Below are 11,301 nucleotides of genomic sequence, written 5' to 3' on the forward strand. Positions count from 1 at the left end.
AGGCGGCGGCTCCCGGCTAACGTGGCGGCGTGACCCCGATTTTTCAGCTGTCCGCCGACCACGTCACGGCTGAGGCAGCGCTCGACCCGATCGCCGCGACCCTGGACGGCGTGACCACCGACGCGACCGCGCTCACCGACCTCACCCCGGACGGTTTCGCGGCGCGCGCCGACCTGGCCCGGCGCACGCTCGCCGCTCTCGCGAAGCTGACCCCCGAGTCCCGCGCGGACCGGATCGCGTCCGCGCATCTGCGGAACAGCCTCGAGGCCGAACTGGCCTGGCACGAGCTCGACGAGCCGTTCCGCCAGGTACAGGCACATTTCGGCACGCTGAGCTCGATCGCCGATTCGGTCCGGCTGCTGCCGCGCCGCGACGCGGACGACTGGCACGTCCTCGCGGTCCGGATGACCGGCGTCGAAACGATGCTCGCGGGCTGGCAGAAGACGCTGCAGGCCGGTCTCGACCGCGGCCTGCGCGCGGCCCGCCGGCAGGCGCTGGAGACCGCGGCGCAGGCCGAGCGCTACGCCGGTGTCCACAATGCACTCGTCGAGGAGTACGGCGACGGACCGCAGGCCGACGAACTGCGCGCCGGTGCGGACGCCGCCCATCGCGGTTACGCGGCGCTCGCCCGGTTCCTGCGCGAGGAATACGCCCCGCACGCCACCGAAACCGATGGCGTCGGCGCGGAACGCTACGCCGTCGCGGCCCGGCTTTCCCTCGGCGCGGATCTCGATCTCGCCGAGGCTTACGAATGGGGCTGGGCGGAACTTCAGCGCATCGAAACGGAAATCGCCGCCGAGGTCGCGAAAATCCAGCCCGGCGCGAGCGTAGCGGAAGTCCTCGCACTGCTGGACAAAGAGTGCGCGGTCAACGGCGAAGAGTCCTATTTGGACTGGCTGCGCGCCGCTCACGACCGTTCGCTGGAAGCGGCGAGCGAGCACTTCGACATCCCGGAACCGTTGCGCGCCTTGGACGTCGTGCTCGCGTACGGCTCGGCGTCAGGTTCGCCGTACTACACCGGGCCCGCCGAAGACGGCACTCGTCCCGGCCGCACGTGGTGGCCGCTGGGCGGACGGGAGCGCTTCGCGACCTGGTCCGAGCTGACCACGGTGTTCCACGAAGGCGTTCCCGGACACCATCTGCAGATCGGCGTCGCGGGGCTGGCCGGCGACTCGGTGAGCCGGTACGCACGCGTCCATTCAGTGAGCGGGCACGCGGAAGGCTGGGCGCTGTACGCCGAACGCCTCGCCGACGAACTGGGCTGGTTCTCCGAACGCGGCACGCGGCTCGGCATGCTCGCCGGTTCGGCGCTGCGGGCCGCGCGCGTCGTGATCGACCTCGGCTCGCACCTCGACCTGCCGCTGCCGGACGGTTCCCGCTGGGACTTCGACGCCGCGCGCCGGTTCCTGCATGAGCGCGGATTGGCCGCGGAACACCGGGTGCACGCCGAAATCGTGCGCTATCTCGGCTGGCCGAGCCAAGCGATCTCGTACAAGATCGGCGAACGCGCGTGGCTTCAGGCGCGTGCCGAAGCCGCCGCAAAACCCGGATTCACGTTGCGCCAGTGGCACGCGGACGCGCTCGCCGTCGGCCCGGTCGGGCTCGCGGCACTGGAGGACGCGCTGCGTTAAGCCTTGGCCTCGCACTCGGCGCACATCCCCCACCACGTGACCTCCGCCTGGTCCACCCGGAAACCGGGCACCGGACCGGGGTCGAGGCACGGCGCGGCTCCGATCGCGCACGGCACGTCCTGGATCCGGCCGCAGCCGCGGCAGACCAGGTGGTGGTGGTTGTCGTGGGTTTCGAGTTCGAACCGCGCGGGCGAGCCCGCCGGTTCGAGCGGGCGCAGCAGCCGGGCGCCGACGAGGTCGTCGAGCACGTTGTAAAGGCCCTGCCTGGACAACGCGCCGACGGCCCCGTCGGCGTCGAGCACTGTCGCGATCTCCGCGGCCGTGACGTGCGGGGTCCGCGCGACCGCGGCCAGCACCGCACGCCGCTGCGGCGTGTTGCGCAGGCCCTTGTCGCGCAGGCGTGTCCCGAACTCGTCCATGGCCGGATCGTACCCCCAGACTTGACCGAATCAATTCTGGCGTGCAGTGGCTCACAGTCCCAGAGTTGACCCGTTCTTACAATTGACTGGATCAACTTTAGGGACTACAAAGGAGGCGTGCTCACGACCTCCGCACCCATCCCGTCCAGCGCCGACGCCGGAACCCGGCTCCGGCGCGCCGGCCTGCGCGTGACGACCGCCCGGCAGGTCGTGCTGGAAGTACTGGCCGAAAACCCGCACGTCACCGTCGCGGAACTGCTGCCGCTGGTCCGCGAACGGCTGTCGATGGCGTCCACGAGGGGCGTCCACGACGTGCTGACCACCGGCGTCACCGCCGGTCTCGTCCACCGCTTCGACCACGTCGGCGTCGCGCAACGCTACGAGCTTTCCGGTTTCGACCACCGTCACCTGCTGTGCCGCCAATGCGGCAGGCTGGAGGCGATCCCCGGCGCGCCAACGGAATCCGCCGAGGAAGCGGTGTCCGGCCTGTGCTCGCGCTGCGATCCGGCTTCGGCTGAGTAGGTCTCAGCGGAACGCGGCGACATTGCGGGCCGCCCAGTCGGCGAACGACCGCGGCGCGCGGCCGAGAACCCGCTCGACGTCCGGGCTGACGCGCAGTTCGGCCGGGGTCGGCGAACTGAGGATGTCCAAGGTGTCGTCGGCGAGTTCGCCCGGCATGCTCTGGACCATCCCCGCCTTGGCCTCGGCGCGGGTCAGCTCCTGGAACCGCACCGGCTTGCCCAGCGCGGCGGCCAGCGCCTCCGTTTGCCGGCGCGGAGTGATCACCTCCGGCCCGGTCAGCTCGTACACGCCGCCGACGTGCCGGTCGTCCCGCAGGCAAGCCGCGGCGACCTCGCCGATGTCCGCCGGATCGACGATCGGCACCCCGGTGTCGCCGAACGGCGCGGCGACCATGCCCTGTGCACGAACGGATTCCGCCCACCACAGCGCGTTGGAGTCGAACCCGCCCGGCCGCAGGATGACCCAGTCCAGGCCAGACTCGCGCAGTACGTCTTCGAGTTCGCGCATGGCGATCCGCGTCGTGCCGAACGGCCTGGTCGCCACGCCCAGGGTGGAGAGCAGGACGACCCGGCGGACCCCAGCGTCCACGGCCTTCGCGATGAGGTCGGCGGGGTTCGCGCCGACCGCGTGCAGATCGCCGGACAGCAGCAGGAACAACGCTTTCGCCCCGGTCAGCGCGGGTTCGAGACTCGGCGGATCCGCCAGGTCGGCCACCACGTGCCGGACCCCGTCCGGCACCTCGCCGACCCGTCGCGACACCGCCGTCACCTGCTCGCCCGCGTCGACGAGCGCCCGCACCAACGGCCTGCCGATGTTTCCGGTCGCCCCGGTCACCACGATCATGAACAGCTCCTTTCGCAGACGGCCGACGCTAGGGCGATTCGCTTACTCCTGGTAAGGACGTACCTTTCGGTAAGCTCGGTACGTGACAGGAAGCGCGCAGTTCACCCCGGCCGGCTCGCCACCGCGTTATGAGGTGTTTCACACCGACTGCCCCGCTCGCGCCGTGATCGACCACGTGACCAGCCGGTGGGGCATCTGGATCCTCATCTCGTTGCGGGACAAGGAACTCCGGTTCTTCGAACTGCGCGAAAGCATCCGGGGCAACAGCGAGAAGATGCTCGCCCAGTCCCTGCGCGCACTGGTCGAGGACGGCCTCGTCTGGCGGCAGGTCGAGCCGACCACGCCGCCCCAGGTCACCTACGGCTTGACCGAGTTCGGCCAAGACCTCGGCGAACCGCTGGACGACCTGTTCGACCGGATCACCCGCCGCTTGAGCTAACCGCCCTGGTCAGGCCGTCCATTACCGCAGAGGTAATTTACATACAGACTGCATGTATGTATCTTTGCCGGCATGAGCGCATACGAACAACTGGGCACCGCCCGGCACGTCAACCTCCCCCAAGGCGAACTCCGGTACTTCGAACGCGGACGCGGACGCCCGGTCGTTTTCGTGCACGGCGTACTCACCAACGCCCTGCTGTGGCGCAAGGTCGTCCCGACCGTCGCGGGCGCCGGATTCCGTTGCCTGGCCCCAGATCTTCCGCTGGGCGCGCACCCGGTCCCGATGCGCTCGGACGCTGACCTCAGCGCCGCCGGCCTCGCCACGCTCCTCGGCGACTTCCTCACCGCGCTGGACCTGGAAGACGTCATCCTGGTCGCCAACGACACCGGCGGCGCCATCACGCAGTTGCTGCTCGCGCGGTATCCGGAGCGGGTCGGACGGGTCGTGCTGACGCCGTCGGACAGCTTCGAGTACTTCTTCCCGCCGATCTTCCAGCCGCTGCCGGCCATCGCCCGAGTTCCGGGTTCGATGGCGGTGCTCGGCCAGTTGCTGCGGATCAAGGCGCTGTACCGGCTGCCGCTGCTCTTCGGCTGGGTCACGAAGCGCCCGCTGCCGCCGGACGTCGCCGAGGAGTACCTGGGCAAGCTGCGGAAATCCCCTGGTCTGCGAAGGGATTTGCGCAAGTTCCTGCGCACCGTCGACTCGAACCACACCCTCGCCGCGGCGGAGAAACTGAGGCAGTTCAAGCGTCCAGTGCTGCTGGTCTGGCCGCCGGAGGAGAAGCTGTTCCCGATCAGCCTCGCGCACCGCCTGGCGGAGGTGCTGCCGGACGCGGAACTCGTCGAGGTCCCGGACTCCTACACCTTCGTCTCGGAGGATCAGCCGGACGCACTGGCCGGGCACATCACGCGCTTCGCCGCCGCCATGGCAGATTAGGTGCGTGCGACGTACCCAGCAAGAACGCTCCGACGCGACGCGAGCCGCACTGATCAAGGCCGCCCGAGACCTCTTCGGCGCACGCGGCTACCACGACGTGCCTGCTGAAGAAATCACTCGCACGGCAGGCGTCACACGGGGCGCGCTGTACCACCACTTCGGCGACAAACAGGGCCTCTTCCGGGCCGTCGTCGAAGTGCTGGAACGCGAGCTGACCGCCGAGGTCTCGGAAGTCCTCGACGGCGCAGCGGACCCGCTTTCCGGCCTTTCGTCCGCGCTGGGAGTGTTCCTGGACGCTTGCCTGCGGCCGGACGTCCGGCGGATCTCGCTGACCGACGCCCCCGCCGTGCTGGGCTGGGACGCCTGGCGCGACCTCGAGGCCGAGTACGGCTTGGGGCTGGTCGCGGAAAACCTGGCGGCTGCGCGGGATGCCGGGTTGATCGTCGACACCCCGGTGGATGCTTTGGCGCAACTGGTCTTGGCCGCGGTGATGGAGGCGGCGCGGATGATCGCCAACGCGGACGACCCGGACCGGATGCGAGGGGATGTGCAGCAGGTGTTCGCCGGGTGGTTGAGCGGGTTGTTGCGGGCTTCTTAGGGTCAGAGCCGGATCGACTTCTGGTTCATGAACTCCGCGATCCCCGACGGCCCCAACTCCCGCCCCATCCCCGACCGCTTGATCCCGCCGAACGGCAAATCCGCCTGCGACCCACCGGATTTGTTGAAATACACCATTCCCGCCTCCAGCCGATCCGCGGCCCGGCGCAACCGAACCGGATCGGTGCCGAACACGGCCGCACCCAAACCGAACGGCGAGTCATTGGCGATCTCAATAGCATGATCATCCGATTCGGCCTGGAACAAGATCGCCACCGGCCCGAAGATCTCCTCCCGGTAAGCGTCCATCTCCGGTGTGACCTCAGTCAGGACCGTCGCCTCCAGATACGCACCCTCACCGCGACGCCCGCCCGTCCGCAAGGTCGCGCCCTGCTCCACCGCGCGGGCCACCTGGCCGGCGACCTCGTCCGCAGCGGCGACGGAAGCCAGTGGAGGCAGCTTCGCCGACGGGTCAGCCGGATCCCCGGGGACGTAATAGTCCGCGACCCGCTTGGTGAAGCGGTCCACGAATTCCTCATAAAGGTCAGATTGGACAATAATCCGCTTAGGCGCGTTACAGGACTGCCCGCAGTTACGCATCCGCGCGGTCGCGACAGCGCGCACTGTTTCGTCCAGATCCGCCGTGTCGAGCACCAGCAACGGGTCCGCGCCGCCTAGCTCCAGCACGCATCGCTTCAGGTTCCGGCCCGCTTCGGCCGCCACGGAGATGCCAGCTTGTTCGCTGCCCGTCAGGGAAACGCCTTGAATGCGCGGATCAGCGAGTATCATCGGCACCTGCCGGCTGGACGCGAAGGTGTTCACGTACACATCGTCCGGTACGCCCGCTTCATGCAGAATCTTCTCTATCGCCAGCGCTGAACGCGGGCAAATCGACGCGTGCTTGAGCAGAATCGTATTGCCCAGAACCAGATTCGGCGCGACAAACCGGGCCACCTGATAGCACGGGAAGTTCCACGGCATCACGCCCAGCAGCGCGCCGATCGGTTCCTTGCGGATCACCGCGGAGCCGCCGCGGATCGGGAGCGGCTGGTCGGCGATCAGGCCCGGGCCTTGTTCCGCGTAGTAACGGAAGATGTCCACGACGATCCCGACCTCGCCGCGGCCCTCATTGATCCGCTTGCCCATCTCCAAGGTCATGATCGCGGCCAGCTCGTCGGCACGCTGCTCGAACAGGTCCGCGGCACGGGCGACGATCCCTGCTCGTTCCGCTACCGAACGAGCCCGCCAACTGCGATATCCGTGGCCAACGCGCTCAATCGCCGCGCGAACCTCCTCGTCGGTCGCGTTCTCGATTTCCTCGATCAGCTGGCCCGTGACTGGGTCGGTCACCGTGTACATCGCGGTCTCCCTGCGGTCGGCATCCTCGGCAACATCCTATTGCATACAGTATCCCGTGTATAGATAACGCAGGGTAGCCGATTCTTGACCGAGCGCGGGCGGTCGAGTATGGTCTAGACCACAAATCTCCCCACCCCCTCCGCCCGCGCTCCACCCCACCGCGGGCTCGTCGGTCGTGCCGTGGCTCGTCCGGCCGCCCTCCGGCGCGGGAGCGGGCCCGGCTTCGAAGGAGCCACCATGCCCCGCAAACGCACGATGCTCGCCGCACTCGGCGGCGCGGTCCTCGCTCCGGTGCTGATGCTGATCGGCCCCGGCATCGCCAGCGCGCACGGCTACGTCAACTCCCCGCCGAGCAGGCAGGCCCAGTGCGCGGACGGAACAGTGTCCTGCGGCGACATCAAATGGGAACCGCAGAGCGTCGAGGGTCCGAAGGGGCTGCGCAGCTGCAGCGGCGGCAACGACCGGTTCGCCGACCTCGACGACGACAGCAAGGGCTGGAAGGTCACCCAGGTCGGCAGCCAGGTGACCTTCAACTGGGTGTTCACCGCGCGGCACGCCACCCTCGACTACGAGTACTTCGTCGGCGACACGATGGTCGCGAGCTTCGACGGCGGCGGCCACGCACCGGGGGAAACCGTGTCGCACCAGGTCGACCTGAGCGGCTACACCGGCCAGCAGAAGGTGCTCGCGGTGTGGAACATCGCGGACACCGGCAACGCGTTCTACGCCTGCATCGACCTGAACGTTTCCTGACCGCGCGAAACGCCGGGCAGCCGGGCGGGATCCCTCGCTCCGGCTGCCCGGCGCTTCATCCGGCGAACGCCTCGGCGACGGCGAGGCTGTCTTCGTAAACGTGGTATCGCGTGATCAGCCCGCCGCTGACGGTCAGGCACACCGCCACGCCGGTCGCGAAACGGTTGCCGGTCAGTTTGACTGTTTGGGCACTCGTCCCTAAGACCACCGCGTCCGTGCCGTCGACCAGGATCCGGTCGACGCGGACATCGCTTTCCTCTGGCACACAAGCGCTTCCGAGCATCCGGAAGTGATCCGCGACATCCGCCCGGGTGGAACGCGGGCGGATCCACGGCACCACGGGATGCTCCGGTTCCGGCCAGCTCAACCGCCAGTCGACCGGTTCCGCGAAAAGCTCCGCGATCCGGTCCGGGTCGCCCTGCCCTACCCGGTGCACGAATTCCTCCACGACTGCACGAGTGCCCGAGAACGAGGGAAGGGGCGGTTCGGCGAACTGGCAATCGCGCCGGATCCGACCGTCCTCGCCAAGTTCGGCTACCACGAACCCGGTCCAGGCGACCTCCCCGCCCGCAGCGGGAACCATGCAGGTGCTGAACCGGACCGTGCCGTGACGGCCGACTGCGTCTCCGGCGGTCCGGAACGCAAATCCCGCTCCGCCGACGAATTCCTCGAACGCCTCGTCGACCCGGCGCTCAAGCTCATCGTGGCCCCGGTACTCCGCGGACTCGGTGAACTGCACCCCGTCCTCGGCCCACAACGACGCGATCGCCGCGCGCCGAGCGGCCGGATCGGACTCGTTCCACACCGCGACATAACGGCTGGCGAACTCGCCAGCGTCGATCTCCTGATCCATGCCCGGACGCTAACCGCGCTCCACTGACATCTTGTGTCAGCGAAATGAGGCTTCCGCGCTCTTCTTGCCGACCAGGAACCACAACATCGGCCCGAGGAACGGCGCACAGAACGCGAAGACCACCCAGACGAGCTTCATCCCGGTGCCGAGCCGGCTGCCGAGCACACTCACCAGCGCGCCGATGAACAGCAAGACCGGAAACGCCACGAGCACCGCGATCCCGGCGACGGCGGCGAACCGCAGGCCTTCATGGACAGTGTCGGCCAGGACGGCGGTCATCAGAAAATTCCTCTCTCACAGCGGGCTGAAACCCATTGTGCGAGCGGAACCGTCCAACCCGGATCGGCTTGACGGCTCGATCCGGGTACCGCTTAAGTCGTACCCCGTCCACTATGGACGTCAGGCTCCGAACAGCTCGAGCAACGCCGCCGGGGCGTCCGCGCGGAAACAGCTCTCGAGGCTTTGCGCCGACTCCGCCGCCGATTTCGCGCTGCGCGGGAACAACGCGGCCTCGTACTCGGCGAGCGCGCGTTCGACGTCGTCCGGGTGCCGGGCGAGCGCGAGTCCCAGCCCAGCACCGTCGAGCATGGCGAGGTTCGCGCCCTCTCCGGCGAACGGCGACATCAGGTGCGCGGCGTCGCCGAGCAGCGTGACGCCGGGCACTCGCGGCCACGAATGCTCGACCGGGAGCGCGTGGATCAGCCGCGGGATCAGCTCGCCGTCCGCGTCCTCGACCAGGGCGCGAAGCCGATCGGACCAGCCGTCGAAGTGACTCAGCACGGCAGCCTTGGCAGCAGCGTGATCGCTGAAGTCGACGGACGCGGTCCAGGTTTCCGGGACGCGCACGGCGGCGTAGACGTGCAGGCTGCCGTCCGGTTCGCGGTGTGCGAGAAAACCTTTGCCCTCGCCGAGCGCGAAACTCATGCCGCCGCCGAGGAGAGCTGCCGCGTCCGGGTGCCGGGAGTCCGCGTCGAGGAGGTCGATCTCGACGAACGAGATCCCGGTGTATGCCGGTTTTTCCGGTGAGACCAGCGGACGGACCCGGGACCAGGCACCGTCAGCTCCGACGAGCACGCCCGTGGTGAGAGACGTGCCGTCGGCAAGCGTGAGGCGATGCCCTCCGTCAGGCAGCGGTTCCGCGGCGGTGACCTTCGTGCCCCAGCGGACGGTGCCCTCCGGCAGCGAGTTGAGGAGGAGATCGCGCAGGGCCCCGCGGTCGACCTCCGGCCGCCCTCCGCTGCCGTCGTCCGCCTCGGAGAAGAGGAGGGCGGCGGTGCGGTCGTAGACGCGGGTTTCCTGGCCGCCGGAGTGGATCAGGGCCTCGAATTCGGCGTGCAGACCGGCGGCGCGGAGCGCGACCTGGCCGGAGTCGTCGTGGATGTCGAGCATGCCGCCCTGCGCACGGGCGGACGGGGAGGCGTCCAGGTCGAGGACAGTGGCTTCGATGCCGTGGACGTGCAGGACGCGGGCGAGGCTGAGACCGCCGAGGCCGGCGCCGACGATGGTGATGGTCATGGGGTTGCTCCTTTTCTTCGTGACTGCCGTCAGCTTAACGAACATGTTCGTTACGAACAAGTTCGCTACTGGGTGACGCCGGTCAACCGCGATGCCCGGCTCCCTGGGTGTCCGCTGGGTACCGGCGTTCGGGCTCGCGGCGAATGCACAACGATTCGCCAGGCAACGCAACCTGTTCGAGGTTCATCCGTCGCCCGGCTTCCGAGCCGACCAAACGGTCACTCGATTGGCGGCGATCCAGATCACCTTATGGGGCCGGAACATTCGCGCGGTTCGAGCGTTGTACAGGGTGTCGGTACGGAGGTGCCCCCGGGCCTCACCTTCTGCCTTCCAGGAATACCGGTCCGGCCGGAGCCTGGTCGTGCCACTCGCCGCGAGGCGGCCCCCGTACCGGCGCAGAACTACCCGCTCCGCGTGACTGCTCCCCCCAGACGCGGAACGGGATCCGGTGCTCCTGCTCCCGCCGGCCGGTAACCCCCAGCCGGTCCGGACGGAGAGCGGGAGCACACCCCCGGCCGCGGGAATGTTCTTGGCCCGCAACGAGTTGTACTGAACAGAGTGATACTGGGAAGCCCGCTTCGCGCACCGGATAGGTCTCGTCCAGCAGGTGCGCGTCGGCAGTCCGGATGAGCCGGGTCCAGCCAGTGCTCGCCGGTGTGCCGTCCGGATGAGACCGTCCGAACACACCGTTTTCTCCAGCCACCCCGTCCGCTGCGGCATCTCTCCCCCAGTGCCCCGCACGGACGGGGATCCCGCGCCCCCGCTCCGGCTCCCGCAGGCCGGACGCGCGGGGCGCCCCGACCACCTCGCTCGCCGCGCCACCCCCTCCCCCACGGTCGCGCGAGCGGGGACATGCGCCCGCCCGGCCACCGGATCCCGACCGGATCGGCCGGGCGGGTGCCCGCGCAAGTGCCCAATGACCGCGTCGCGACGCAGGCGGGCGTGGCTCCCGCTGGGCGATGGCATCGCCGCGCAGACGCACTCACCGCGCGGCGCGTCACGGCTGCACCCGTCCTTCCTAGAGCGACTGCGGGGCGGCGCGGGAACACCCGCGCCTAACCCGGCAACGCATTCCAGCCCGGGCCGCACCCTTCACCGAGCAACGCACCGCGCGCACACCACATACCAGGCAGCGCGCCCCGGCACAGGTAGCGCCGCGCCCTTATGCTGCGCAACGCATCGCGCGCCGCAGGCATGCATGTCCCGCACCGGCCAACACATCCGGCGCGGACAGCCCGCCCTTCGCCAAGCAACGCACCGCGCCGCAGGCACGCGCGTCCCACACCGAGCAACGCATCCGAGCGCGGGCGTGCGCCCTCGCGACACCCAGCGCCCCACGGCTCAGGCGAGCTCGCCCTTCGCCAAGCAACGCGCCGCGCCGCAGGTACGCGCGTCCCACCCCCAGCAACGCATCCCAGCGTGGGCAACGCA

General features: G+C 69.1%; 12 protein-coding genes. 6 read left to right on the forward strand and 6 right to left on the reverse strand.

The window, feature by feature from the left end:
- The first annotated feature begins 29 nt into the window (after positions 1 to 29).
- Positions 30 to 1,631: a DUF885 domain-containing protein gene (locus L3Q65_RS26155; RefSeq protein WP_182891272.1), complete on the forward strand. Its 1,602-nt coding sequence runs from the start codon at positions 30 to 32 to the stop codon at positions 1,629 to 1,631.
- On the opposite strand, the gene L3Q65_RS26160 is transcribed toward L3Q65_RS26155, so the two are convergent.
- A complete protein-coding gene (locus L3Q65_RS26160; protein ID WP_182891271.1) occupies positions 1,628 to 2,050 on the reverse strand; it encodes a Fur family transcriptional regulator in 423 nt (140 codons plus the stop codon). The two genes, L3Q65_RS26155 and L3Q65_RS26160, sit on opposite strands and share 4 nt — an antisense overlap.
- Before the next feature lie 117 nt (positions 2,051 to 2,167).
- Here L3Q65_RS26160 and L3Q65_RS26165 point away from each other — a divergent pair, with 117 nt between their 5' ends.
- The gene (locus tag L3Q65_RS26165; RefSeq protein ID WP_051172835.1) at positions 2,168 to 2,572 is read left to right on the forward strand and encodes a Fur family transcriptional regulator; all 405 of its coding nucleotides are present in this window, start codon (positions 2,168 to 2,170) and stop codon (positions 2,570 to 2,572) included.
- 3 nt (positions 2,573 to 2,575) lie between these two features.
- Here L3Q65_RS26165 and L3Q65_RS26170 read toward each other — a convergent pair whose 3' ends face one another.
- The gene (locus tag L3Q65_RS26170; protein ID WP_182891270.1) at positions 2,576 to 3,415 is read right to left on the reverse strand and encodes an NAD(P)H-binding protein; all 840 of its coding nucleotides are present in this window, start codon (positions 3,413 to 3,415) and stop codon (positions 2,576 to 2,578) included.
- A gap of 82 nt (positions 3,416 to 3,497) precedes the next feature.
- On the opposite strand from L3Q65_RS26170, the gene L3Q65_RS26175 reads away from it, so the two are divergent.
- From L3Q65_RS26175 to L3Q65_RS26185, 3 genes are all read left to right on the forward strand, one after another.
- Entirely contained in the window at positions 3,498 to 3,854 is a 357-nt protein-coding gene (locus L3Q65_RS26175) for a helix-turn-helix domain-containing protein (protein WP_237596918.1), read from the forward strand.
- A 72-nt stretch (positions 3,855 to 3,926) separates the two neighbouring features.
- Positions 3,927 to 4,793, forward strand: a complete 867-nt coding sequence (locus L3Q65_RS26180; RefSeq protein ID WP_182891268.1) for an alpha/beta fold hydrolase — start codon at positions 3,927 to 3,929, stop codon at positions 4,791 to 4,793.
- A gap of 4 nt (positions 4,794 to 4,797) precedes the next feature.
- A complete protein-coding gene (locus tag L3Q65_RS26185) occupies positions 4,798 to 5,391 on the forward strand; it encodes a TetR/AcrR family transcriptional regulator (RefSeq protein ID WP_182891267.1) in 594 nt (197 codons plus the stop codon).
- Positions 5,392 to 5,393: 2 nt separating this feature from the next.
- On the opposite strand, the gene L3Q65_RS26190 is transcribed toward L3Q65_RS26185, so the two are convergent.
- On the reverse strand, positions 5,394 to 6,749 hold the full coding sequence (locus tag L3Q65_RS26190; RefSeq protein ID WP_237596919.1) for an NAD-dependent succinate-semialdehyde dehydrogenase: 1,356 nt from the start codon (positions 6,747 to 6,749) through the stop codon (positions 5,394 to 5,396).
- A 237-nt stretch (positions 6,750 to 6,986) separates the two neighbouring features.
- Between L3Q65_RS26190 and L3Q65_RS26195 the strand changes: the two genes are divergently transcribed.
- Positions 6,987 to 7,502 carry a lytic polysaccharide monooxygenase auxiliary activity family 9 protein gene (locus L3Q65_RS26195; RefSeq protein ID WP_182891265.1) on the forward strand — a complete coding sequence of 172 codons (516 nt, stop codon included), beginning with the start codon at positions 6,987 to 6,989 and terminating at the stop codon, positions 7,500 to 7,502.
- Between the two features lie 55 nt (positions 7,503 to 7,557).
- On the opposite strand, the gene L3Q65_RS26200 is transcribed toward L3Q65_RS26195, so the two are convergent.
- From L3Q65_RS26200 to L3Q65_RS26210, 3 genes are all read right to left on the reverse strand, one after another.
- A complete protein-coding gene (locus L3Q65_RS26200; protein ID WP_237596920.1) occupies positions 7,558 to 8,355 on the reverse strand; it encodes a nuclear transport factor 2 family protein in 798 nt (265 codons plus the stop codon).
- A gap of 36 nt (positions 8,356 to 8,391) precedes the next feature.
- Positions 8,392 to 8,634 carry a PLD nuclease N-terminal domain-containing protein gene (locus L3Q65_RS26205; protein ID WP_237596921.1) on the reverse strand — a complete coding sequence of 81 codons (243 nt, stop codon included), beginning with the start codon at positions 8,632 to 8,634 and terminating at the stop codon, positions 8,392 to 8,394.
- A gap of 120 nt (positions 8,635 to 8,754) precedes the next feature.
- Positions 8,755 to 9,870 (reverse strand): NAD(P)/FAD-dependent oxidoreductase, encoded by a 1,116-nt coding sequence (locus tag L3Q65_RS26210; RefSeq protein WP_237596922.1) that lies wholly within the window; start codon positions 9,868 to 9,870, stop codon positions 8,755 to 8,757.
- Positions 9,871 to 11,301 lie beyond the last annotated feature (1,431 nt).

Source organism: Amycolatopsis sp. FU40, from assembly GCF_021903635.1.
Lineage (GTDB): Bacteria > Actinomycetota > Actinomycetes > Mycobacteriales > Pseudonocardiaceae > Amycolatopsis > Amycolatopsis dendrobii.

Excerpts from the sequence above, each read along its gene's own strand:
- L3Q65_RS26160 (WP_182891271.1), bottom strand. The coding sequence starts at position 2,050 with ATGGACGAGTTCGGGACACGCCTGCGCGACAAGGGCCTGCGCAACACG.
- L3Q65_RS26180 (WP_182891268.1), top strand. The coding sequence starts at position 3,927 with ATGAGCGCATACGAACAACTGGGCACCGCCCGGCACGTCAACCTCCCC.
- L3Q65_RS26170 (WP_182891270.1), bottom strand. The coding sequence starts at position 3,415 with ATGATCGTGGTGACCGGGGCGACCGGAAACATCGGCAGGCCGTTGGTG.
- L3Q65_RS26190 (WP_237596919.1), bottom strand. The coding sequence starts at position 6,749 with ATGTACACGGTGACCGACCCAGTCACGGGCCAGCTGATCGAGGAAATC.
- L3Q65_RS26195 (WP_182891265.1), top strand. The coding sequence starts at position 6,987 with ATGCCCCGCAAACGCACGATGCTCGCCGCACTCGGCGGCGCGGTCCTC.
- L3Q65_RS26200 (WP_237596920.1), bottom strand. The coding sequence starts at position 8,355 with ATGGATCAGGAGATCGACGCTGGCGAGTTCGCCAGCCGTTATGTCGCG.
- L3Q65_RS26205 (WP_237596921.1), bottom strand. The coding sequence starts at position 8,634 with ATGACCGCCGTCCTGGCCGACACTGTCCATGAAGGCCTGCGGTTCGCC.
- L3Q65_RS26210 (WP_237596922.1), bottom strand. The coding sequence starts at position 9,870 with ATGACCATCACCATCGTCGGCGCCGGCCTCGGCGGTCTCAGCCTCGCC.